This is a genomic window from Enterobacter sp. PP-008-ECC_S150, assembly GCF_045257065.1.
GTDB lineage: Bacteria > Pseudomonadota > Gammaproteobacteria > Enterobacterales > Enterobacteriaceae > Enterobacter > Enterobacter chengduensis.
Genome location: NZ_JBJHHG010000017.1, coordinates 1 through 24,018, shown reverse-complemented (window position 1 = coordinate 24,018; position 24,018 = coordinate 1). Strand labels below are relative to the sequence as shown.

At 55.3% G+C, this 24,018-nt stretch carries 20 protein-coding genes and 5 tRNA genes; 20 read left to right on the top strand and 5 right to left on the bottom strand.

What is annotated here, in order from left to right; genetic code table 11:
- Positions 1-38: 38 nt before the first annotated feature.
- The gene (locus ACJBF3_RS18020) at positions 39-1,055 is read right to left on the bottom strand and encodes a LacI family DNA-binding transcriptional regulator (protein WP_008502761.1); all 1,017 of its coding nucleotides are present in this window, start codon (positions 1,053-1,055) and stop codon (positions 39-41) included.
- 135 nt (positions 1,056-1,190) lie between these two features.
- Complete coding sequence (locus ACJBF3_RS18015; protein ID WP_045328483.1) at positions 1,191-1,853, bottom strand: OmpA family lipoprotein; 663 nt, start codon at positions 1,851-1,853, stop codon at positions 1,191-1,193.
- A gap of 212 nt (positions 1,854-2,065) precedes the next feature.
- Between ACJBF3_RS18015 and ACJBF3_RS18010 the strand changes: the two genes are divergently transcribed.
- The gene (locus tag ACJBF3_RS18010) at positions 2,066-4,345 is read left to right on the top strand and encodes a molybdopterin guanine dinucleotide-containing S/N-oxide reductase (RefSeq protein ID WP_045328703.1); all 2,280 of its coding nucleotides are present in this window, start codon (positions 2,066-2,068) and stop codon (positions 4,343-4,345) included.
- On the opposite strand, the gene ACJBF3_RS18005 is transcribed toward ACJBF3_RS18010, so the two are convergent.
- On the bottom strand, positions 4,308-4,754 hold the full coding sequence (locus tag ACJBF3_RS18005) for an N-acetyltransferase (RefSeq protein WP_045328482.1): 447 nt from the start codon (positions 4,752-4,754) through the stop codon (positions 4,308-4,310). The two genes, ACJBF3_RS18010 and ACJBF3_RS18005, sit on opposite strands and share 38 nt — an antisense overlap.
- Positions 4,732-5,313 carry a DNA-3-methyladenine glycosylase I gene (gene tag / locus ACJBF3_RS18000; RefSeq protein ID WP_045328480.1) on the bottom strand — a complete coding sequence of 194 codons (582 nt, stop codon included), beginning with the start codon at positions 5,311-5,313 and terminating at the stop codon, positions 4,732-4,734. The genes ACJBF3_RS18005 and tag overlap by 23 nt, the downstream gene beginning before the upstream one ends.
- 162 nt (positions 5,314-5,475) lie before the next feature.
- On the opposite strand from tag, the gene ACJBF3_RS17995 reads away from it, so the two are divergent.
- The 14 genes from ACJBF3_RS17995 to dppF all read left to right on the top strand — a co-directional run bounded on the left by ACJBF3_RS17995 (position 5,476) and on the right by dppF (position 21,914).
- A complete protein-coding gene (locus tag ACJBF3_RS17995; protein WP_045355346.1) occupies positions 5,476-6,174 on the top strand; it encodes an autotransporter domain-containing protein in 699 nt (232 codons plus the stop codon).
- Between the two features lie 238 nt (positions 6,175-6,412).
- Positions 6,413-7,615: an MFS transporter gene (locus tag ACJBF3_RS17990; RefSeq protein ID WP_045331942.1), complete on the top strand. Its 1,203-nt coding sequence runs from the start codon at positions 6,413-6,415 to the stop codon at positions 7,613-7,615.
- A gap of 356 nt (positions 7,616-7,971) precedes the next feature.
- Positions 7,972-8,496, top strand: coding sequence for a long polar fimbrial major subunit LpfA (gene lpfA, locus ACJBF3_RS17985; RefSeq protein WP_045331939.1), 525 nt, complete (start codon positions 7,972-7,974; stop codon positions 8,494-8,496).
- Positions 8,497-8,581: 85 nt separating this feature from the next.
- The gene (lpfB, locus tag ACJBF3_RS17980) at positions 8,582-9,280 is read left to right on the top strand and encodes a long polar fimbrial biogenesis chaperone LpfB (RefSeq protein WP_045331937.1); all 699 of its coding nucleotides are present in this window, start codon (positions 8,582-8,584) and stop codon (positions 9,278-9,280) included.
- A gap of 22 nt (positions 9,281-9,302) precedes the next feature.
- A complete protein-coding gene (lpfC, locus tag ACJBF3_RS17975; protein WP_045331935.1) occupies positions 9,303-11,831 on the top strand; it encodes an outer membrane usher protein LpfC in 2,529 nt (842 codons plus the stop codon).
- 17 nt (positions 11,832-11,848) lie between these two features.
- Positions 11,849-12,925 carry a long polar fimbrial protein LpfD gene (gene lpfD, locus ACJBF3_RS17970; RefSeq protein WP_045331933.1) on the top strand — a complete coding sequence of 359 codons (1,077 nt, stop codon included), beginning with the start codon at positions 11,849-11,851 and terminating at the stop codon, positions 12,923-12,925.
- A 5-nt stretch (positions 12,926-12,930) separates the two neighbouring features.
- Positions 12,931-13,458, top strand: coding sequence for a long polar fimbrial protein LpfE (gene lpfE, locus ACJBF3_RS17965; RefSeq protein ID WP_045331931.1), 528 nt, complete (start codon positions 12,931-12,933; stop codon positions 13,456-13,458).
- Between the two features lie 253 nt (positions 13,459-13,711).
- The gene (gene eptB, locus ACJBF3_RS17960; protein ID WP_406545234.1) at positions 13,712-15,406 is read left to right on the top strand and encodes a kdo(2)-lipid A phosphoethanolamine 7''-transferase; all 1,695 of its coding nucleotides are present in this window, start codon (positions 13,712-13,714) and stop codon (positions 15,404-15,406) included.
- Positions 15,407-15,497: 91 nt separating this feature from the next.
- A tRNA-Pro gene (locus ACJBF3_RS17955) sits at positions 15,498-15,574 on the top strand.
- Between the two features lie 620 nt (positions 15,575-16,194).
- Positions 16,195-17,802: a dipeptide ABC transporter periplasmic-binding protein DppA gene (gene dppA / locus ACJBF3_RS17950; protein WP_045331928.1), complete on the top strand. Its 1,608-nt coding sequence runs from the start codon at positions 16,195-16,197 to the stop codon at positions 17,800-17,802.
- Between the two features lie 176 nt (positions 17,803-17,978).
- Entirely contained in the window at positions 17,979-18,998 is a 1,020-nt protein-coding gene (gene dppB / locus ACJBF3_RS17945) for a dipeptide ABC transporter permease DppB (RefSeq protein WP_014882057.1), read from the top strand.
- A 9-nt stretch (positions 18,999-19,007) separates the two neighbouring features.
- Positions 19,008-19,910: a dipeptide ABC transporter permease DppC gene (gene dppC / locus ACJBF3_RS17940; protein WP_045331926.1), complete on the top strand. Its 903-nt coding sequence runs from the start codon at positions 19,008-19,010 to the stop codon at positions 19,908-19,910.
- 10 nt (positions 19,911-19,920) lie between these two features.
- Positions 19,921-20,904 (top strand): dipeptide ABC transporter ATP-binding protein, encoded by a 984-nt coding sequence (gene dppD, locus ACJBF3_RS17935; protein WP_045331924.1) that lies wholly within the window; start codon positions 19,921-19,923, stop codon positions 20,902-20,904.
- Positions 20,901-21,914 carry a dipeptide ABC transporter ATP-binding subunit DppF gene (dppF, locus tag ACJBF3_RS17930; RefSeq protein ID WP_032644494.1) on the top strand — a complete coding sequence of 338 codons (1,014 nt, stop codon included), beginning with the start codon at positions 20,901-20,903 and terminating at the stop codon, positions 21,912-21,914. Before dppD ends, dppF begins: the two co-directional genes overlap by 4 nt.
- A gap of 43 nt (positions 21,915-21,957) precedes the next feature.
- On the opposite strand, the gene coaA is transcribed toward dppF, so the two are convergent.
- Positions 21,958-22,908: a type I pantothenate kinase gene (coaA, locus tag ACJBF3_RS17925; RefSeq protein ID WP_045331922.1), complete on the bottom strand. Its 951-nt coding sequence runs from the start codon at positions 22,906-22,908 to the stop codon at positions 21,958-21,960.
- A gap of 317 nt (positions 22,909-23,225) precedes the next feature.
- On the opposite strand from coaA, the gene ACJBF3_RS17920 reads away from it, so the two are divergent.
- The 5 genes from ACJBF3_RS17920 to ACJBF3_RS17900 all read left to right on the top strand — a co-directional run.
- Positions 23,226-23,301, top strand: a tRNA-Thr gene (locus ACJBF3_RS17920).
- Positions 23,302-23,309: 8 nt separating this feature from the next.
- Positions 23,310-23,394, top strand: a tRNA-Tyr gene (locus ACJBF3_RS17915).
- Positions 23,395-23,511: 117 nt separating this feature from the next.
- Positions 23,512-23,586: transfer RNA gene (locus tag ACJBF3_RS17910), tRNA-Gly, on the top strand.
- A gap of 6 nt (positions 23,587-23,592) precedes the next feature.
- Positions 23,593-23,668, top strand: a tRNA-Thr gene (locus ACJBF3_RS17905).
- A gap of 118 nt (positions 23,669-23,786) precedes the next feature.
- On the top strand, positions 23,787-24,018 hold a 232-nt coding region (locus tag ACJBF3_RS17900; protein ID WP_032439543.1), incomplete at its 3' end, for a GTP-binding protein.

Genomic DNA, 24,018 nt, shown 5'->3' with positions numbered 1-24,018 from the left:
CAGGATGTTGAATTTATGATCGGTATCACAAGGGATAATTAACGCGCGGTAGAGCCGCGAACGATCAGCTCGCCGGAGAAGACCTGCTCGCGAACGGCATCGCTGGTGCCTTCAATGCGACGGACCACCTGTTCAACAGCAGCATAGCCAATCTGCCAGGTGGGCTGTTTGAGGGTGGTAATGCCGACACCGGCCAGCTCTGCCCACTCCAGTTCATCAAACCCCAGCAGGCCGATATCGCTGCCCCAGTGCAGACCAATACGCTTGAGCGAGCGGGCGACCTGAAGCGTCAGCGCCCCGTTGGCGGAGATAACGGCTTTGCGCATCCCGCGATGGCGCGTGTGGAACTGGCGCAGGGTATTGTCGAGCTGCCCGGCTTCGTGAAGCGGCGTTTCGGCATTTTCGGCGATCACGCCGGGATATCGCTCCAGCGTGGCGCGAAATGCGCTAAGGCGTTCGCGACGGGTGTTGACCATCCCTAACGGCTCGCTCAGAAACAGGATGGCCTCGAAGCCCTGTTCGATCAGATGTTCGGTGGCCGTCGTGGCGGCCTGGGTGTTGTCCAGACCGACCACATCGCAGGCAAATTCCGGGATTTTACGGTCGATGAGGACCATCGGCAGGGAGGATTGCTGCAGGCGGTTTAATCCCTCTTCCCGCATGCCCACCGCGTTAACCACGATCCCTTCCACCTGGTAGCTGCGCAGCAGGTCGAGGTAATGCAGCTCCTGGTCGACTTCGTTGTTGGTATTACAGACCAGCGGCGTGAAGCCTTTCTCGCGACAGGCGGCTTCGATCCCGCTGAGCACGTTAACGGAGTAGGGGTTGGTGATATCGGCGATAATCAGCCCGATAAGGCGGGTGCGGCCACGTTTGAGCCCGCGCGCCATCAGGCTGGGACGGTAGTCGAGATCAGCGATGGCCTGTTCAATACGCGCCAGCAGTGCATCGGACAGCAGGTGTTTTTCGCCGTTAAGGTAGCGCGAAATGCTGGTTTTACCGGTTTTGGCGGCTTTCGCCACGTCGCTGATGGTGGCCCGGGCTGGTTTGCTCATCGCTGATTTCCCTGAAATTAGTGAGAATACCTTAGCGGGAAAATCGGACGAATCAAGCATTTTGCCGGGTGGCGGCTTCGCCTTACCCGGCCTACGTTCCTAAAAACGGCAACGGGGTTGCCGTTTTGCTTTTACCTACTGAATTGGGCTTAACGTAATCTCTACGCGGCGGTTCTGCGCTTTACCTTCCGCCGTGCTGTTGCTGGCGATAGGGTTGGCAGGGCCCATGCCGCGGGTGCGGATGCGGCTCGCGTCCACGCCCTGGGTAATCAGCGAGCTGGCCACGGCGTCGGCGCGCTGCTGGGACAGACGCATGTTCAGATCCTGGCTGCCGGTGCTGTCGGTGTAGCCCATCACGTTCACGGCGGTCTTGTTGTACTCTTTCAGCACCATCGCCACGCCGGTCAGGGTGTTCGCGCCCGCCGGTTTCAGCGTCGCGCTGCTGCTGTCGAAGGTCACGTTGTTCGGCATGTTCAGGATGATGTTATCGCCGCTGCGCGTCACGCTCACGCCGGTGCCCTTCATTTTGTCGCGCAGTTTCGCTTCCTGCACGTCCATGTAATAGCCGACGCCGCCGCCCAGCGCTGCCCCCGCCGCCGCGCCAATCAGCGCGCCTTTGCCGCGGTCTTTCTTGGAGGAGGAGAGCGCCCCAACGCCTGCGCCGACCAGCGAGCCGATACCCGCGCCAATGCCGGATTTACCCGCTTCGCGCTCACCGGTGTAAGGGTTGGTTGTGCAGCCAGAAACAGCCAGGGCACCGCTCACCAGAGCGGCAATAACGAGTACGCGTTTTTTCATCTTCTTTCCTTAATCCTTTTTATTCTTTGCCACGACGCGCGTGGCAGTTGATTATGACGTCCAGATACGGAGAAAATTCCGGGTATAACTCTGAAATTTGTGACAAACCATAAACGGCCTCAGCAAGAAGGCCGTAAAACCTGCACGCAACCAGGAGCGCACGCTTGAGCACCTCAACGAAAACCATTCTGACCGCTGCCCACTGGGGGCCGATGCTGGTCGAAACCGATGGCGAAAATGTTCTGTCGTCCCGCGGAGCACTGCCAACCCAACATCCCAACTCGCTACAGACCGTCGTTCGCGATCAGGTGCACAGCAAAACGCGCGTGCGCTGGCCGATGGTGCGTAAAGGTTTTCTGGCCTCGCCGGATAAACCGCAGGGTATTCGCGGGCAGGATGAGTTTGTTCGCGTGAGCTGGGATGACGCGCTGGCGCTGATCCACGCCCAGCACAAGCGCATTCGCGACAGCTACGGTCCGTCGTCTATTTTCGCCGGGTCCTACGGCTGGCGTTCAAACGGCGTGCTGCATAAAGCCTCGACGCTGCTGCAGCGCTATATGAGCCTGGCGGGTGGCTATACCGGACATCTGGGAGACTACTCCACCGGTGCGGCGCAGGCGATCATGCCGTACGTCGTGGGAGGAAACGAAGTGTACCAGCAGCAGACCAGCTGGCCGCTGGTGCTGAAGCACACTGACGTAGTCGTGCTCTGGAGTGCTAACCCCCTTAACACATTGAAAATTGCCTGGAATGCCAGCGACGAGCAGGGCATTGGCTATTTCGACGCGCTGCGCAAAAGCGGCAAGCGCATTATCTGCATCGACCCCATGCGCTCTGAAACCCTGGATTTCTTCGGCGACAGCGCCGAGTGGATTGCCCCCCACATGGGCACCGACGTGGCGATGATGCTGGGTATCGCCCATACGCTGGTCGAAAACGGCTGGCACGATGCCGACTTCCTGACGCGCTGTACCACCGGCTTCGATAAATTCGCCGACTACCTGACGGGTCAGTCCGATGGCGTGGCGAAAACGGCAGAATGGGCGGCAGAGATTTGTGGCGTTTCTGCGGAGAAAATCCGTGAACTGGCGGGCTTGTTCTATAAAAACACCACTATGTTAATGTCCGGCTGGGGGATGCAGCGCCAGCAGTTTGGCGAGCAGAAGCACTGGATGCTGGTCACCCTGGCCGCAATGCTTGGGCAGATCGGCACGCCGGGCGGCGGTTTTGGTCTCTCGTATCATTTTGCCAACGGCGGTAACCCGACGCGCAAAGCGGCGGTGCTGGCGTCTCTGCAAGGATCGGTGCAGGGCGGCGTGGATGCCGTGGATAAAATTCCGGTGGCGCGGATCGTTGAAGCGCTGGAAAACCCCGGCGGTTTTTATCAGCACAACGGTCTCGACCGCCACTTCCCGGATATTAAGTTTGTCTGGTGGGCGGGCGGGTCAAACTTCACGCATCATCAGGATACCAATCGCCTGATACGCGCCTGGCAGAAGCCGGAGCTGGTGGTGATCTCCGAGTGCTTCTGGACCGGCTCGGCTAAGCATGCCGATATCGTACTCCCGGCGACCACCTCGTTTGAGCGTAACGATCTCACCATGACCGGCGACTACAGCAACCAGCATATGGTCCCGATGAAGCGCGTGGTGCCCCCGCGCGATGAGGCGCGTGATGACTTCGACGTGTTTGCTGAGCTGAGCGAACGGTGGGAAGCGGGCGGTCGCGAGCGTTTTACCGAAGGGAAAAACGACCTGCAATGGCTGGAGACCTTCTACCAGATTGCCGGACAGCGCGGTGCGGCGCAGGGCGTCACGTTGCCGCCCTTTGCGGCGTTCTGGGAGGCGAACCAGATTATCGAAATGCCGGAGAGCGAACAGAACGCGCAGTTTGTCCGTTTCGCGGATTTCCGCCGCGACCCGGAGAACCATCCGCTGAAAACCGAGAGCGGCAAGATTGTGATCTACAGCGAGCGCATCGCCAGCTTTGGCTACGCCGACTGTCCGCCGCATCCTATGTGGCTCGAGCCGGACGAGTGGCACGGCAACGCAGAGCCGGAGCAGCTGCAGGTGTTGTCAGCGCATCCCGCGCACCGTCTGCACAGCCAGCTTAACTATACGTCCCTGCGCGAGCGGTATGCGGTCGCCGGGCGAGAGCCGATCACCCTGAATACCCTTGATGCGAAAGCCCGCGGGATTGCGGACGGCGACGTGGTGCGCGTCTGGAATGCGCGCGGGCAGGTGCTGGCAGGGGCGGTGGTGAGCGACGGGATTAAGCCGGGCGTGATCTGCATCCATCAGGGCGCATGGCCTGACCTTGATCTCGCCGAAGGCGGCATCTGTAAAAACGGGGCGGTTAACGTGCTGACCAAAGATCTCCCCAGCTCGAAGCTGGGGAACGGTTGCGCAGGGAACACGGCGCTGGCCTGGGTCGAGAAATATACGGGGCCCGAGCTTATCTTAACGGCGTTTGATCCGCCTGCCAGCTCATGATCCACGTCGGGTGCTGGGTATCATCCTGCCAGGCGCTGTCTTCAATGCGAAAGCCCTGAGCATGGTAGAAATTCACCGCCCGCACGTTTTTCTGATACACCTCCAGAGTGAGGTGCGGGAAGCGCTGTTGAACATGGTTCAGCAGCGCGCGCCCGATGCCTTTCCCGATGCATGACGGCGCCACAAACAGGGCGCCGACAAACTGAGACTGCATCACGCTGATAAATCCGCACGGTTCCCCGTCCTGTTCCCAGACCCAGGTTTCCGCCGACGGCAGGTAAACGTCCCGCACCATGGCCTCGTTCTCTTTCCAGTAACCCGGCGCGATAAACGGATGCGCTTCCGTCGTGCTTTCCAGCCACAGGCTCAGAAGCGGCGCGGTATTCTCACTTTGCCATTTGCGGATCATGATGACCTCCCGGATGACAGAAGCAGCCGGTAACGTGGTCGTTGACCAGGCCACAGGCCTGCATAAAGGCGTAGCAGATGGTGGAGCCGACAAACTTAAAGCCGCGTTTTTTCAGGGCCTTCGAGAGCGCATCCGAGGCCGGAGTGGACGCGGGGATCTCCGCCAGCGTGGCGGCCCGGGTGAGCTGCGGCGTGTTGTTCACAAACGTCCAGACAAATTCTGAGAACGGTTCGCCGTTCTGCTCCATCGCCAGGTAAGCGCGTGCGTTACCGATGATCGCCTGGATCTTACCGCGATGGCGGATGATACCGGCATCCTGCACCAGCCGTTCCACGTCCTCATCGGTCATGGCGGCCACGGCGACAGGGTCGAACTGGTGGAAGGCGTTGCGGTAGTTTTCGCGTTTCTTCAGCACCGTAATCCATGACAGGCCCGCCTGCTGGCCCTCCAGGCAGATCATCTCAAAGAGCTTTTTGCCATCCGTTTCCGGCACGCCCCACTCCCGATCGTGATAATCAATATAAATCTGATCCTGGCTTACCCAACCGCAACGTTCCATCCGTCATCTCCCTTATTGATGCTGATTTCGCAAAATTTTCATTCTGACTGGCTTGACGTGTTTACTATAAAGACAATAGTTAATACAGAACCATATGAACCTTTAGCTCTTCCTGAATAACGACAAATATCGCCGAATTCGGCTCTCTCTGGGGTCGCGTTGATGATGATAAAAAAAATCAGTGGTCGCCATGCTGCTTCTGGCCTGGTGGGAATTTCAGCCTGCCTGTTTTTTTGTAATACAGCGTCTGCCTGGCAACAGGAATATATCGTTTCAGACGCCCACAATAATACGGCGGAACGCTATACATGGGACGCGGATCACCAACCGCGTTATGAGGATATTCTGGCTGAGCGTATTCAGTCCTCGCAAAACGCGCCGGGCCTTGCCCTGAATCTCCCGTCCGGCAGCGCGACGGACGGGGCAATGAGCGTGGGCTGGAATTTTCCGGTTTCAGCGCGGATCACCACCGGGCCGGTGGTGGCGTGGCGGTACGACGGCACGGCGCCGATGATGATCAACGAGTTTGGTGATAGCGCGTCGACCCAGGCGCTCACCGACCCGCTCTGGCACGCCAGCGTCAGCACCCTGGGGTGGCGCGTGAATACCCAGTACGGCGATCTTCGCCCGTGGGCGCAGATTAGCTATAACCAGCAGTTTGGTGAAAACCAGTGGAAATCGCAGTTTGGCATGCCGCAAACGCCAGCCCCTGCCCAAAACGGTGGCTGGATGGACGTCACCGTGGGAACGGATATTCCGTTTAATACGCACATGGCGGCCTATGCGTCGCTTGCTCAGGGGGAGCACACCACCACCGGTGAGGAGTTTTTGTACACCCTCGGCGTCAGCGCGAATTTCTAGAGTTGTTACTTTTTTAAACGTTACGATAACATCTCGAATACAATAACCACGGGCTTCACAGCGATAGCAGGTACTAACACGCTGTCGCTTTATTCTCGCACCAGGTCATTCATTCCCGATTCCAGGCATTTCATTCCGTTCTCCCTGCATTTCATGCCGTTTTACCCCTGGCGTATTAAGGTTTTATTTATCGTTGTCCTCAGCGAACTTCCTTAATTTCTCTTGCAGGACAACTGCCATGAACACATCAACTTATAACCGCACGCGCTGGCTCACGCTCTTTGGCACCATCGTTACCCAGTTTGCGCTGGGTTCGGTCTATACCTGGAGCCTGTTTAACAGCGCGCTTTCCGACAAGCTCGGCGCACCGGTGAGCCAGGTTGCGTTCTCCTTTGGCCTGCTGAGCCTGGGCCTGGCGATTTCGTCCTCCGTCGCGGGCAAGCTGCAGGAGCGTTTCGGCGTGAAGCGTGTGACCATGGCCTCCGGCATTCTGCTGGGGCTGGGCTTTTTCCTGACGGCACATTCCAGCAACCTGATGATGCTGTGGCTGAGCGCCGGCGTGCTGGTCGGGCTGGCCGATGGCGCAGGCTACCTGCTGACCCTGTCGAACTGCGTGAAGTGGTTCCCGGAGCGTAAAGGTTTAATCTCCGCGTTTGCCATCGGCTCTTATGGCCTGGGCAGCCTCGGCTTCAAATTTATCGATTCCCATCTGCTGGCGTCCGTTGGCCTCGAAAAAACCTTTATGATCTGGGGTGCCATCGTGCTGGTGATGATTCTGTTCGGCGCCACGCTGATGACCGATGCGCCGCAGCAGGAGGTGAAATCCGTTAACGGCGTGGTGGAGAACGACTTTACCCTCGCGCAGTCCATGCGTAAGCCGCAGTACTGGATGCTGGCGGTGATGTTCCTGACGGCCTGCATGAGCGGTCTGTATGTGATCGGCGTGGCGAAGGATATTGCGCAGGGGATGGTGAAGCTGGACGCGGCCACGGCGGCCAATGCGGTGACCGTAATCTCCATTGCTAACCTTTCTGGTCGTCTGGTGCTCGGTATCCTGTCTGACAAAATCGCCCGCATCCGTGTGATTACCCTTGGGCAGGTGGTTTCGCTGGTCGGTATGGCGGCGCTGCTGTTCGCTCCGCTGAATGAAGCCACCTTCTTCGCGGCGATTGCCTGCGTGGCCTTCAACTTTGGCGGCACCATTACCGTCTTCCCGTCACTGGTGAGCGAGTTCTTTGGCCTGAACAACCTGGCGAAAAACTACGGCGTTATCTACCTCGGCTTCGGCATCGGCAGTATCTGCGGCTCGCTGATTGCTTCCCTGTTCGGCGGGTTCTACGTGACCTTCTGCGTGATCTTCGCCTTGTTGATTATCTCCCTGGCGCTCTCTACCACGATTCGTCAGCCGCAGCGCGAAATCTTTAAAGAAGTCCATGCATAGCGTATGATGTGCCAGACATAAGGCGCCCGTTGGGCGCTTTTTTTTTGATTAAGCACAAATACATAATGGGCTGTCACAAAAGAAATGTTTAATAATGAGGCTAAGTCATTTGGCTGATTTATAGATTATCCAAAATAATATATAAATAATATTGGTTTATTCCTAATAAAACGCCTGTTTATACGGACTGTCTTATATCTTTATGAATTTACTTAGTTTTAACTTTGGCTAAAAGTTAGCTTCATTTCTTCTAATTTTAAAATCCAAATTGCCGTCTATATACTCCATTTCCTCACAGAATGCAGGTTATTCCTAAGGATGCATTCTGTCATCTACCGTCATAAATGGAGTTTTTAATGAAAAAGGTTGTTTTTGCACTGTCTGCTCTCGCTGTTGTTTCCACTTCCGCTTTCGCTGCACAATCTGGTGATGGCACCGTTAAATTCACCGGTGAAATCGTTGACGCGCCATGCGTAATTTCTACTGACTCTCAGAACCAGGAAGTTGTGCTGGGTCAGGTTAAGAAATCTACCTTCGCTGCCGTTGGCGACAAGTCTGTTTCCAAGCCTTTCCAGATCAAACTGGAAGACTGTGACATCAGCACCAAGACCAAAGTGAACGTGAGCTTCACCGGCGTTGCTGATGCAGACAACGCGAAGCTGATCTCCGTTAACACGGAAGCAGGCGCGGCAACTGGTGTGGGCATCGGTATCTACGACAACGCTAACAAAGCGGTTGATATGAATACCGGTAAATCCACCACCACGCTGGCTGCTGGTCAGACCGTGCTGTACTACACCGCTAACTACGTTGCCACCAAAACAGCTGTGACTACCGGTTACGGTAACGCAGAAGTGGACTTCAACCTGTCTTACGAATAATCGACTTTTCGTCAGTAGAAGACAATCACAATGGCAACGGGAATCCCGTTGCCATTTTTTCCAGCGGAGACTCAGGGAGAGAATCATGAACCGCTCACGTTTGACATCCTGCGCAGCACTGGCGCTGGCGCTGATTTCACAAAACAGTTTTGCAGGCGGCGTAGCATTAAGCAGTACGCGTGTTATTTATGACGGCAGCAGAAAGGAAGCCTCTCTGACGGTCAATAACAAAAGCACGACGGATGAATTTCTCATTCAGTCATGGATTGATGATGCTAATGGTAATAAAAAGACGCCATTTATTATCACCCCACCTTTATTTAAGTTAAGCCCGACGAAAAATAACGTTTTGCGTATTGTGAATACGTCTAACACCTTGCCGCAGGATCGTGAGTCCGTTTACTGGGTTAACGTGAAATCTATTCCTGCCCAAAGCGAAGGCGCGGAAGGTAAAAACGTTCTGCAAATTGCCGTACGCACGCGCTTAAAACTGTTCTATCGTCCGGCTGGCCTGAAAGGCAACAGCATGGATGGCTGGAGCAAACTGCAGTTTACAAACGCAGGGGCGAACCAGATCAAAGTCAACAACCCCTCTGCCTTTAACCTCACCTTTAATAAATTTTATGTCAACGGCCGCGATATTGAAAAAGCGGGAATGGTGCCTGCAAAAGGCTCGTTGAATATTGAACTGCCATCCGGTACCGGCAAGGTAAACGAAGTCAAATACAACATTATTAATGATTTCGGTACGGCTGGCGACATGCTGACTCAGCGCGTTAATTAATCCGTTTTGAAGGTTTTTTACTATGCCATGGACGCATCTTCCTCAGGTCAATAAGGCCCCGCGTTTCCCACTATCCGCGCTTGCGCTGATGGTAGCGGGCTCGCTCCCCGCGTATGCGGGAACATTTAACCCGCGCTTTCTGGAAGATGTGCCGGGTATTGACCAGCACGTTGACCTTTCAATGTATGAATCCAATAAAGCCGAACAGCTGCCGGGTAAATACCGCGTGTCGGTCGTGGTCAACGATAAAAAAATGGAGTCTCGCACCCTGGAGTTTAAGGCCGCGACCGAGGCTCAGCGCGTAAAAATGGGTGAAAGCCTGGTGCCGTGCCTAAGCCGCGTGCAGCTTGAGGACATGGGCGTGCGTATTGACAGCTTCCCGGCGCTGAAAATGGCACCGCCGGAAGCCTGCGTCGCCTTTGACGACATTATTCCTCAGGCCGCCAGCCATTTCGATTTTGCGGACCAGACGCTGATCATGAGTTTCCCGCAGGCCGCGATGAAGCAGACGGCGCGCGGTACGGTACCGGAATCCCAGTGGGACGAAGGGGTGAATGCCCTGCTGCTGGATTACAACTTCACCGGCAGCAACGCCAGCTATGACGCACATGACAGCGATACCAGCTACAACACCGACAGCTACTATCTGAACCTGCGCAGCGGTATGAACCTGGGCGCATGGCGGTTACGTAACTACAGTACCTGGACGCGAAACGACGGCAGCAACAAATGGGATAACATCGGCACCTCATTAAGCCGCGCCATTGTGCCGCTGAAATCGCAGCTGACGCTGGGGGATACCTCCACCTCCGGGGATATCTTTGACAGCGTCCAGATGCGCGGTGCGCAGCTAACGTCCGACGAAGAGATGCTGCCAGACAGCCAGCGCGGGTTTGCGCCGGTGATCCGCGGTATTGCTAAAGGTAACGCCGAAGTGACCGTCGAGCAGAACAACTACGTGATCTACCGTACGTTTGTTCAGCCGGGTGCGTTTGAAATTAATGACCTGTACCCCACCTCAAACAGCGGTGACCTGACGGTCACGATTAAAGAAGCAGATGGCAGCGAGCAAAAGTTCGTTCAGCCGTTCTCCGCGGTGGCAATCCTCCAGCGAGAAGGCCATCTGAAGTACAGCCTCTCCGCAGGGGAATACCGTGCCGGGAACTATAACAGCGCCGAGCCGAAGTTCGGGCAGCTGGATGCCATGTATGGTCTGCCGCACGGCATTACCGTTTACGGCGGCTCGATCTTCTCCGACGACTACTATTCGCTGGCGGGTGGTGTCGGTAAAAACTTCGGCTATATCGGTGCGGTCTCCATCGACGTGACGCAGGCGAAAAGCAACCTGGCAAACAATGAGAGCGCGGAAGGTCAGTCTTACCGCTTCCTCTACTCCAAGAGCTTCAACAGCGGTACTGATTTCCGTCTGCTGGGCTACAAGTATTCGACCAGCGGCTATTACACCTTCCAGGAAGCGACGGATGTACGCAGCGATGCGGACAGCTCGTACAGCCAGTACCACAAGCGTAGCCAGATCCAGGGCAACGTGACGCAGCAGCTGGGCACCTGGGGCTCGGTCTACTTTAACGTCACGCAGCAGGACTACTGGAACGATAACGGTAAACAGCGCTCGCTGAACGCCGGTTATAACGGCCGTATTGGACGCGTGAACTACAGCATTGCCTACACCTGGACGAAAAGCCCGGAGTGGGATGAAAGCGACCGCTTGCTGTCATTCTCGATGTCGATTCCATTGGGAAGCATGTGGAGTAACTACCACCTCACTACCGACCAGCATGGCCGCACCAACCAGCAGATGGGCGTCAGTGGCGCCGCGCTGGAGGACCGCAACCTGAACTACAGCGTGCAGGAAGGCTACGGCAGCAACGGCGTGGGTAACAGCGGCAGCGTGAACCTGGATTACCAGGGCGGCGTAGGTAGCGCCAGCCTGGGTTACAACTACAACCGCGACGGCCAGCAGGTGAACTACGGTCTGCGCGGCGGGGTGATCGCCCACAGTGAAGGCATTACGCTCTCCCAGCCGCTGGGTGAATCGATGGCCATTATCTCCGCGCCGGGCGCACGGGGTGCCCACGTGATCAACAACGGCGGTGTGGAAGTGGACTGGATGGGCAATGCGGTGGTGCCTTACCTCACGCCGTATCGCGAAACCGAGGTCTCACTGCGAAGCGACAGCCTGAACAGCCAGGTTGACCTGGATACCGCTTCCGTCAATGTGGTGCCGACGCGCGGTGCGATTGTTCGCGCCCGCTTTGATACCCGCGTGGGCTATCGCGTGCTGATGACCCTCACGCAGGCCGACGGCAAAGCGGTACCGTTTGGTGCCACCGCCACGCTTCTGGACAGTAAAAAAGCGTCCAGCAGCATCGTGGGGGAAGACGGCCAGTTGTACATCAGCGGGATGCCGGATGAAGGTGCGCTGCAGGTAAGTTGGGGTAAGGATCAGACTAAGCAGTGCCGAGTAGCGTTTACGCTGCCCGAGCAAAAGGATAACTCCGGCGTGGTGATGGCGAAGGCCGTCTGCCGGTAACAGGGAAGGATTTTAATATGTTTAAAAAACTTACGATGATTGCTGGCCTGCTAGGTGGGTCAGCGCTGTTCTCAAGCCAGGCGCTGGCGGCGGCTGACTGGGGGCCATGCTCACCGACTAACGGGACACAGATCTTCAGTGCTTTAATGAATGAGACTGTGACGAATATTAAAGACAATACTGCAGGTGCGACCTTCCCTGATTTTTATTCATGGAATTTGGGTAAGCAGTATCCTGGCGTCTGTGAATGTCCAGCAGGAACAGGTACCAGCGAATTCTTTTACAAGACGGTTTCATCTCTGCCAATTGGGCATATTTCTGGCAGCAGCACCTTTTATGTTGTTAACAATAATATCCAGATAGCATCTGAGGTTTACATTGGCGGCGGCGTAGGTGATTACAAAAAAGTCCCCTTCGACAATATCTCTAACAAGCGAGCCGATCGAGCGCTATGTGATGTGGACAACTCAGATCCAGGAATGGGGTTTGAGACCGGCGGTAAGGGCAAGCTGACCATGTATATTAACCACCCTTTCGTCGGTGAAATGACCATTCCCCAAACAAAAATTTGGGAGATATATGGTAGTCGTAAGAGCGGTGTTTATGGTGCTACACCTCTTGCTGCGGTAAATCTGAGCGGCACAATTATTGTTCCCCAGGGGTGTGAACTCTCCAGCGGCAATACGCTGGAAATACCGTTTGGTGAATTTAAGGGCAGCGATTTCAAGGACCGCAAAGGGCAAATTGCAAAGAACGCCACGAAATTCACCAAAGAGCTGCAGTTTAAATGCACCAATATTTCCGATGGCGTAAAAATCTTCCTGCATATTGAGGGCGTGCCAAACGTCAATGATTCAAGTGCTATTGATATGGGTAATCCGGATATCGGCGCAGTGATTGAAGGCGCGAACGGTGAAATTCTGGTCCCCAATGATAGCAGTGTTAATCAGCAACTGACCGTATCTGCTCTGGTTGATGATACGCACCGTACCGCCTCGACGACCATTTCGGCCTACCCAATCAGCACTACCGGTAAAGTGCCGGCCGCCGGGGAGTTCGAAGGGATTGCCACCATGCGTATTGATGTGGAGTAAGCAGGATGAAAACCATTCATACGTTTATGCCTGCGTGTTTGCTGTTTACAGCCTCAGCGATGGCAGCCCCGACAAATATCGGTTCAGCGGGTGATATTCACTTTACCATCACCATTAAGGCGGCCACCTGCGAGCTGGAAAACGACAACATTGACGTCAATATGGATACCGTGGTGCTCCAGCGTCCGGTGAAAGTGGGTAAGGAGCTGAACCAGAAAAGCTTTAGTATTGGTTTAAAAAATTGTGAGTATGCCTCGAAGGCCTATGTCACGATGGACGGTGCGGCAGATGCCACCAATCCATCGCTCTTTGCCCTTGATAGCGGTGGAGCGACCGGCGTGGCGTTGAAAATCCAAAGTTCTGGTGGGGTGCAGCAGTTCCCCTCCAGTACGGATAGCACGCCGGTGGAGCACACCGTCTGGTTTGATGGGACGAACAAGCTGAACTACATCGCCAGCTATGTTCCTGTGAAGCCTGATGCCACCGTAGGCAAGGCGAATGCAACGGTGAATTTTAGCGTCACATACGAGTAATTACCGAGGGCCAGTACGCTGGCCCTTTCCCGTTTTTACGCGCTCGCGTCCGCGAATTTTTTCTTCGGGTTCTGATTTTTTGTAAAAATCTTCATCGATCACACTCTCTGATGCCACTTTTTTTCCCCGCTGTGGTCTACTTACCGCGCTTGTAGACGTTTCTGATAACGGTTTCTCCAGCACCTACTTACTCTGTCTGCTTTCTCGATGAGATTCGGCGGGTTTTTATACCCCTTCCCCCAGGGTTGTTTGCATGAAATACATTAGGTCTCTTACCCAGCAGCGATTGTGTCTGATGCTGGCTGTCTATATTGGTTTGTTTCTGAATGGCGCGGTGCTGTTCAGAAGAGTGGAAGGTTATTTAGAACACTTCACCGTACGAAATGGGATTTTCGCGGCGATTGAACTGTTTGGCTCTGTTCTGGCGACCTTCTTCCTGTTGCGCCTGCTCTCCCTCTTTGGCCGACGTACGTGGCAAATTCTGGCCTCGCTGGTGGTGATTATTTCTGCTGCCGCAAGCTATTACATGACCTTTATGAACGTGGTCATTGGTTACGGTATCGTGGCCTCGGTGATGACCACGGATATCGATCTCTCAAAAGAGGTGGTTGGGACAGGCTTTATCGTCTGGACGGTTTTAACCTGTCTGATCCCGCTGTTCTTTATCTGGAGCAATACCTGCCGCTATACGCTGTTACGCCAGCTGCGCACGCGTGGACAGCGGATCCGCAATATCGTCATCGTGCTGCTGGCCGGTCTGCTGGTATGGGCGCCTATTCGCCTGATGGAAACGCAGCAAAAACGCTTTGAGAAAGCGACGGGCGTGGATATGCCAAGCTATGGCGGCGTGGTGGCAAACTCCTATCTGCCGTCTAACTGGCTGTCTGCGCTAGGCTTGTATGCCTGGGCGCAGGCGGATGAGTCCAGCGATGTGAAATCACTGATTAACCCGACCAAAAAATTCACCTATCAGGCCCCGTCTGACGGCCTGGATGATACCTACGTCGTCTTTGTCATCGGCGAAACGACGCGCTGGGACCATATGGGCATTTTGGGCTATGGCCGGGATACCACGCCGAAGCTGGCGCAGGAAAAGAACCTGGTGGCCTATCGTGGCTACTCCTGCGATACCGCAACGAAGCTCTCGCTGCGCTGCATGTTTGTGCGTGAGGGCGGTGCGAGCGATAACCCGCAGCGAACGCTGAAAGAGCAAAACGTGTTTGCCGTACTGAAGCAGCTTGGGTTTAGCGCTGACCTGTTCGCTATGCAAAGTGAGATGTGGTTCTACACCAACACGCTGGCAGACAACATCGCGTACCGCGAGCAGATTGGCGCCGAGCCGCGTAACCGCGGTAAAAACGTCGACGACATGCTGCTGCTGGAAGAGATGTCGGAGTCCCTCAAGAGCCATCCCCAGGGTAAGCATCTGGTTATTCTGCACACTAAAGGGTCGCATTACAGCTATTACCAGCGCTATACGCGTGATTTCGCGAAGTGGCAGCCGGAGTGCGTGGGCATTAACAAAGACTGCAGCAAGCAGGAGCTGATCAATGCCTATGATAACTCGGTGCTGTACGTGGATACCTTCCTGAGCCGGGTCATCGACCAGCTGCGGGATAAAAAAGCGATTGTGATTTACGCAGCAGACCACGGTGAATCCATCAACGAGAAAGAGCATCTGCACTGTACGCCGCGCAAGCTGGCGCCGCCAGAACAGTTCCGCGTGCCGATGATCATGTGGATGTCTGATAAGTATCTGGAAAATCCGGAGAAGGCGAAGATGTTTGCTCAGCTGAAGAAAGCGGCGGAAATGAAGGTGCCGCGCCGTCACGTTGAGCTGTACGACACCATTATGGGTTGTCTCGGCTATACCTCACCGAACGGTGGGATTAACGAAAACAACAACTGGTGTAAACTCCCTGATAACACCGCAAAAGCCGCGCAGTAGCTGCTCTGGCGAGAATATCGCCAGTTGAATGGCTTTTTGAAAATAAGGGATTGACGGGGGCGCACCTCAGCAGTAAGATGCGCTCCGCATTCGGCGAGTAGCGCAGCTTGGTAGCGCAACTGGTTTGGGACCAGTGGGTCGGAGGTTCGAATCCTCTCTCGCCGACCACATTCTGAAAAGGGCTAACCGTAAGGTTAGCCCTTTTTGCATTAGCGGGTTACTCCATTCGACCCTGCAAAATGTCCCTTATCCTCGCTTAAGCCTGCCTGTTAACGATTTTGTGACATAATCCATTGTATTTTTTTATATATAGATTGATCTTTTTTCGCGTTACTTATGGATAACCTCAGCATTTTTCGCTGTGCGTTTTAACGTTCGCGGTATTTAGTGCTCAGATAATCACCATTCTGCAAGAAAATTTACCCATTCTGAATAAAAGTTAATCACTGATTGTTGCGAAATATGAAGATAGTTGTGCTGCAAGATAGTGAGTAGCATAAATTTCCCTGCTGAAAACTGGCGCATAGAGTTTTTTTAATCTTTGTTTGCGGTTTCTCACACTCAGCGTAAATGCCCGTCACCTGTATTGACGTTTTCACATTCTGTTGACAGATTGTAGGGCATGAGGGGCATTTCAGGGACGATCTGCGCTGCAACTCAAACGCTCTTCTGAAAGGATTCTCCATCCCTTTACTGCCTTCGGGCACCACCGACCGGACCGGGTAAAAAATAAATAAAGGTCTGGCGGCGTAACACAACAAAGCAAAACATCACATTGGAGCAGAATAATGAGTATTTCCTTGAAGAAGTCAGGGATGCTGAAGCTTGGTCTGAGCCTGGTGGCTATGACCGTGGCAGCAAGCGTACAGGCAAAAACCCTGGTTTACTGTTCTGAAGGCTCGCCGGAAGGCTTTAACCCACAGCTCTTTACCTCTGGTACGACGTACGACGCAAGCTCTGTACCGATCTATAACCGTCTGGTTGAATTCAAAACCGGTACTACGGAAGTGATTCCGGGTCTGGCCGAGAAGTGGGACGTCAGCGAAGACGGTAAAACGTATACCTTCCACCTGCGCCAGGGCGTGAAGTGGCAGGACAGCAAAGATTTCAAACCCACGCGCGACCTGAACGCCGACGACGTGGTGTTCTCCTTCGACCGTCAGAAAAATGCCCAGAACCCGTATCACAAAGTGTCTGGCGGCAGCTATGAATACTTCGAAGGGATGGGTCTGCCGGACCTGATCTCAGAAGTGAAAAAAGTGGACGATAACACCGTTCAGTTCGTGCTGACGCGTCCGGAAGCGCCGTTCCTGGCTGACCTGGCCATGGACTTCGCCTCTATTCTCTCTAAAGAGTATGCGGACAATATGCTGAAAGCCGGTACGCCGGAAAAAGTGGACCTGAACCCAATCGGTACCGGCCCGTTCCAGCTGCTGCAGTACCAGAAAGACTCCCGCATTCTGTATAAAGCATTCGAAGGCTTCTGGGGCACCAAGCCGAAGATTGACCGTCTGGTCTTCTCCATTACGCCTGACGCTTCCGTGCGTTATGCCAAGCTGCAGAAAAACGAATGCCAGGTGATGCCGTACCCGAACCCGGCTGATATCGCCCGCATGAAGCAGGACAAGAACATCAACCTGCTGGAGCAGGCTGGCCTGAACGTGGGCTATCTCTCCTTCAACACCGAGAAGAAACCGTTTGATGACGTGAAGGTGCGTCAGGCGCTGACCTACGCGGTGAACAAAGAAGCGATCATCAAAGCCGTTTATCAGGGCGCGGGCGTTGCCGCCAAGAACCTGATCCCACCAACCATGTGGGGCTATAACGACGACGTTAAGGACTACACCTACGATCCTGAGAAAGCGAAAGCGCTGCTGAAAGAAGCGGGCCAGGATAAAGGCTTTACCGTTGAGCTGTGGGCGATGCCGGTACAGCGTCCGTACAACCCGAACGCACGCCGTATGGCCGAAATGGTTCAGGCTGACTGGGCGAAGGTTGGCGTACAGGCCAAGATTGTAACCTACGAGTGGGGCGAGTACCTGAAGCGCGCCAAAGCGGGTGAGCACCAGGCGGTCATGATGGGCTGGACCGGTGATAACGGGGATCCGGACAACTTCTTCGCCACCCTGTTCAGCTGCGCAGCGGCGAAAGACGGTTCTAACTACTCCCGCTGGTGCTACAAGCCGTTTGAAGATCTGATCCAGCCGGCGCGTGCGACCGACGATCACAACAAACGTATTGAACTGTACAAGCAGGCTCAGGTTGTTATGCACGATCAGGCTCCGGCGCTGATTGTTGCTCACTCCACCGTGTACGAGCCAGTGCGTAAAGAAGTGAAGGGCTACGTGGTTGATCCACTGGGCAAACACCACTTCGAAAACGTATCGGTTGAATAATTAAAAGCAACGCCAGGCGGCGCTGCGCTTGCACTGGCCTACGGTATGTAGGCCGGGTAAGCGTAGCTCCACCCGGCAGCAGTGCTTTATTCCCTCCCTAAAAGGGAGGGAATAAGATTTGTGAGCAATACAGACGTCACGCCATGAGTCGTGCGTCATCAGAGAGAATCCGGGTTATGTTGCAGTTCATCCTCCGACGTCTGGGACTTGTTATCCCCACGTTTATCGGTATCACCCTTCTCACTTTTGCCTTCGTCCATATGATCCCCGGCGACCCGGTAATGATTATGGCGGGCGAGCGTGGTATTTCCCCTGAGCGCCATGCACAGCTGCTGGCGGAACTCGGTCTCGATAAGCCGATGTGGCAGCAGTATCTCCACTATATCTGGGGCGTGCTGCACGGTGATTTAGGGATTTCCCTGAAAAGCCGTCTTCCGGTGTGGGACGAGTTCGTGCCGCGCTTTAAAGCGACGCTCGAGCTTGGCGTCTGCGCCATGATTTTCGCCACTGCGGTGGGTATTCCTGTCGGGGTTCTGGCGGCCGTCAAGCGTGGCTCTATTTTTGACCATACTGCCGTGGGCCTGGCGCTGACCGGCTACTCCATGCCTATCTTCTGGTGGGGCATGATGCTGATCATGCTGGTCTCGGTGCAGCTCAACCTGACGCCGGTCTCCGGGCGCGTCAGCGATATGGTCTTCCTCGACGATACCAATCCGTTGACCGGCTTTATGCTGATTGATACGGCTATCTGGGGTGAAGAGGGCAACTTCATTGACGCCGTGGCGCACATGATCCTGCCTGCCATGGTGCTGGGCACCATTCCTCTGGCGGTGATCGTGCGTATGACCCGTTCATCCATGCTGGAAGTGCTGGGCGAGGATTATATTCGCACCGCGCGCGCTAAGGGGTTAACCCGTATGCGCGTCATTATCGTCCATGCGCTGCGTAACGCCATGCTGCCGGTGGTGACCGTTATCGGTCTGCAGGTGGGGACGCTGCTGGCGGGGGCGATCCTGACCGAAACCATCTTCTCCTGGCCGGGTCTTGGACGCTGGCTGATTGACGCGCTGCAGCGCCGTGACTATCCGGTTGTGCAGGGCGGTGTGCTGCTGGTCGCGACGATGATTATCCTCGTCAACCTGCTGGTCGATTTGCTGTACGGCGTGGTGAACCCGCGTATTCGTCATAAGAAGTAAGGGGCCATCATGTCACAAGTCACTCAAAATAAAGTGGTCGCTGCACCGGTTCCAATGACGCCGCTGCAGGAATTTTGGCACTACTTCAAGCGCAATAAAGGCGCGGTAGTAGGGCTGGTGTATGTCGTTATCATGATCCTGATTGCGGTGTTTGCGAACTTCCTCGCACCGCATAACCCGGCGGACCAGTTCCGCGATGCGCTGCTCGCCCCGCCTGCGTGGCAGGATGGCGGCAGCCTGGCGCACCTGCTGGGGACCGATGACGTGGGCCGCGACGTGCTGTCGCGCCTGATGTACGGCGCGCGCCTTTCGCTGCTGGTAGGCTGTCTCGTTGTTGTGCTGTCGCTGATCATGGGCGTCGTACTCGGCCTGGTTGCCGGCTACTTCGGCGGTATCGTTGATAACATCATCATGCGTATCGTCGACATCATGCTGGCGCTGCCAAGCCTGCTGCTGGCGCTGGTGCTGGTGGCGATCTTCGGTCCGTCGATTGGTAACGCCGCGCTGGCGCTGACCTTCGTGGCGCTTCCTCACTACGTCCGCCTGACCCGTGCGGCGGTGCTGGTGGAAGTGAACCGCGATTACGTCACCGCGTCTCGCGTCGCGGGCGCCGGGGCGATGCGTCAGATGTTCGTGAATATCTTCCCTAACTGCCTTGCGCCGCTGATTGTTCAGGCGTCGCTCGGTTTCTCTAACGCCATTCTTGATATGGCCGCTCTTGGCTTCCTGGGCATGGGTGCGCAGCCGCCAACACCGGAGTGGGGCACCATGCTCTCCGACGTGTTGCAGTTCGCACAAAGCGCCTGGTGGGTTGTCACCTTCCCGGGTCTGGCAATCCTGCTGACGGTGCTGGCATTTAACCTGATGGGTGATGGCCTGCGTGATGCGCTTGATCCCAAACTGAAGCAGTAAGAGGCACGAGATGGCGTTATTAAATGTAGATAAATTATCGGTGCACTTCGGTGACGAGGGCACCCCGTTTCGCGCCGTGGACCGCATCAGCTACAGCGTAAATCAGGGCGAAGTGGTGGGCATTGTCGGGGAGTCCGGTTCCGGTAAGTCAGTGAGCTCGCTGGCGATCATGGGGCTGATTGATTACCCGGGCCGCGTGATGGCGGAAAACCTGCAGTTCAACGGTCAGGATCTGAAGCGCATTTCTGAAAAACAGCGCCGCCAGCTGGTGGGCGCCGAAGTGGCGATGATTTTCCAGGACCCGATGACCAGCCTTAACCCGTGCTACACCGTGGGTTTCCAGATTATGGAAGCGATTAAGGTGCATCAGGGCGGGAATAAGAAAACCCGTCGCCAGCGCGCGATCGACCTGCTGAACCAGGTGGGTATTCCTGACCCGGCGTCGCGTCTGGACGTTTACCCGCACCAGCTCTCCGGTGGGATGAGCCAGCGCGTGATGATCGCCATGGCGATTGCCTGTCGACCCAAACTGCTGATTGCGGATGAGCCGACGACGGCGCTGGACGTGACCATTCAGGCGCAAATCATCGAACTGCTGCTGGAGCTGCAGCAGAAAGAGAATATGGCGTTAGTGCTGATTACGCACGATCTGGCGCTGGTGGCCGAAGCCGCGCACAAGATTATCGTGATGTATGCCGGCCAGGTGGTCGAGGCCGGAAGCTCGCACGATATTTTCCGCGCGCCGCGTCACCCGTATACCCAGGCGCTTTTACGCGCGCTGCCGGAGTTTGCCCAGGACAAAGCGCGCCTGGCGTCGCTGCCGGGTGTGGTACCGGGTAAATATGACCGTCCGCAGGGCTGTCTGCTCAATCCGCGCTGTCCGTATGCAACGGACAAGTGCCGGGCAGAAGAGCCAGAGCTGAACACGCTTGCTGACGGTCGTCAGTCGAAATGCCACTACCCACTCGATGATGCCGGGAGGCCAACACTATGAGTACGCAACAGGCCACCACGCAACAGCCGCTGCTGCAGGCCATCGATCTGAAAAAATACTACCCGGTGAAGAAGGGGCTGTTTGCCCCTGAACGCCTGGTGAAAGCGCTGGACGGCGTCTCCTTTAACCTCGAACGCGGTAAAACGCTGGCGGTGGTGGGGGAGTCGGGCTGCGGGAAATCCACGCTGGGCCGTCTGCTGACGATGATTGAAGTGCCGACCGGCGGCGAGCTTTATTATCAGGGCCAGGATCTGCTCAAGCACGATCCGCAGGCGCAGAAGCTGCGTCGTCAGAAAATCCAGATTGTGTTCCAGAACCCGTACGGTTCTTTGAACCCGCGTAAGAAAGTGGGGCAGATTCTGGAAGAGCCCCTGCTGATTAACAGCAATCTGAGCAAAGAGCAGCGCCGGGAAAAAGCGCTGGCGATGATGGCAAAGGTCGGCCTGAAAACCGAGCATTACGACCGCTACCCGCACATGTTCTCCGGCGGCCAGCGTCAGCGTATCGCTATCGCCCGCGGGCTGATGCTCGATCCGGACGTGGTGATTGCCGATGAGCCGGTCTCCGCCCTCGACGTTTCCGTGCGTGCGCAGGTGCTAAACCTGATGATGGATCTCCAGCAGGAGCTGGGGCTCTCTTACGTGTTCATCTCCCACGACCTGTCGGTAGTGGAACACATTGCCGATGAGGTGATGGTGATGTACCTGGGACGCTGCGTGGAGAAGGGAACCAAAGACCAGATCTTTAATAACCCTCGCCATCCGTACACCCAGGCGCTGCTGTCCGCGACGCCGCGTCTGAACCCGGACGATCGTCGTGAGCGTATTAAGCTGACGGGCGAGCTGCCAAGCCCGCTGAATCCACCGCCGGGATGTGCATTCAACGCCCGCTGCAGCCGCCGCTTTGGTCCGTGCACCCAGCTCCAGCCGCAGCTGAAGGATTATGGCGGCCAGCTGGTGGCCTGCTTTGCCGTCGATCAGGATGAAAACGGCGAGAAGCCACACGCATAACGAAAAAAACCGGCGCCAGGCCGGTTTTTTTTACTCTGCCTGATTATTTCCGCAGGCGAATCTGGTCGACGGCGTGCTTCTCGCTCTTGGTGAGGATCAGGCTCGCGCGCTCGCGCGTCGGCAGGATGTTCTCTTTCAGGTTCACGTAGTTGATCTCATTCCACAGCCCGGTGGCTACCTTGATGGCCTCTTCTTTCGAGAGCTGCGCATAGTTATGGAAGTAAGAGTCAGGATCGGTGAACGCCCCTTCGCGGAACTTCAGGAAGCGGTTGATGTACCAGTTCTGCAGCAGCTCTTCCGGCGCATCGACATAAATAGAGAAGTCGACGAAATCCGAGACGAATACGTGATGCGGGTCGTGAGGATAGTCCATGCCGCTTTGCAGTACGTTCAGACCCTCCAGAATCAGGATGTCCGGCTGGACCACCGTTTTATCTCCACCCGGGATGCGATCGTAGATCAGATGCGAATAGACGGGGGCAGTGACGTGCGGCACGCCGGATTTCAGGTCAGAGACAAATTTCACCAGACGATGCATATCATAAGAGAGCGGGAAGCCTTTCTTCTTCATCAGGCCGCGTTCTTTTAATACTTCGTTCGGATGCAGGAAGCCGTCAGTCGTGATCAGCTCCACGCTGCGGTGCTCCGGCCAGCGGCTCAACAGCGCCTGCAGGACACGCGCGGTGGTACTTTTACCCACGGCCACGCTGCCTGCGATGCTAATGATATAAGGAATGCGTTGACCGTTCGTCCCGAGAAACTGCTCCAGCACGGCCTGACGGCGCAGGTTCGAGCTGATATAGAAGTTAAGCAAGCGAGAGAGGGGGAGATAAATTTCTGCCACCTCTTCAAGGGACAGATCTTCGTTTATCCCTTTTAACCGTGCGATTTCACCTTCCGTCAGCGTCATAGGGACGGAATCACGCAGGGCAGCCCACTGGCTGCGGTTAAAGTGAAGATAAGGCGTCATTAACGTTTGCTCTTTTTTGCTCATAAGCATGCTTTAGTGAGCCCGCTCAATACTGCCGGACCGTGGCTCATCACACAGTTAATTTTGGACAATGGGCAGGAGGTTAACACCAGATGGCAGGAATAATAAGAAAAAAGATGGAAAGCGCTGCGTTACGCGGAAGCCGTCACGCTACGGTGAATACGGTGCAAATCACGGTGAAATGTTGAATATTTGACCTCGAATGACTACTTTTACAGCGCTTGATGCGCTCTTCGCATAAAATGTGAGCGAAAGAACGTTTTATGCAAATTTTTAGTTGCATGACCGCGCAGGGATCCATAGAATGCGCGCTACTTGATGCCGACTTAGCTCAGTAGGTAGAGCAACTGACTTGTAATCAGTAGGTCACCAGTTCGATTCCGGTAGTCGGCACCATCAAGTCCGGTGGGGTTCCCGAGCGGCCAAAGGGAGCAGACTGTAAATCTGCCGTCACAGACTTCGAAGGTTCGAATCCTTCCCCCACCACCACTTTCTGGCAGCGTAAATGCCGCCGGAGCTGGTTGGAAAAATTAGCCAGCTCAAACTGAAAAAGAGAGAAATCTCTTTTTTTGTTACAGAAAGAACTGGGTAGCCGAGTTTCAGGATGCGGGCATCGTATAATGGCTATTACCTCAGCCTTCCAAGCTGATGATGCGGGTTCGATTCCCGCTGCCCGCTCCAATACGTGCTGATATGGCTCAGTTGGTAGAGCGCACCCTTGGTAAGGGTGAGGTCCCCAGTTCGACTCTGGGTATCAGCACCACTTCACTTCTCCTTCCCGTTTCTCTCTGTTTCAATTTTACTGTATTCAACAATTCAGGCATTTCGCCTGGTTGATGTGGTGATATCACCGATTTATCCGTGTCTTAGAGGGACAATCGATGTCTAAAGAAAAGTTTGAACGTACAAAACCGCACGTTAACGTCGGTACTATCGGCCACGTTGACCATGGTAAAACAACGCTGACCGCTGCAATCACTACCGTTCTGGCAAAAACCTACGGTGGTTCTGCTCGTGCATTCGACCAGATCGATAACGCACCAGAAGAAAAAGCTCGTGGTATCACCATCAACACTTCCCACGTTGAATACGACACCCCGACTCGCCACTACG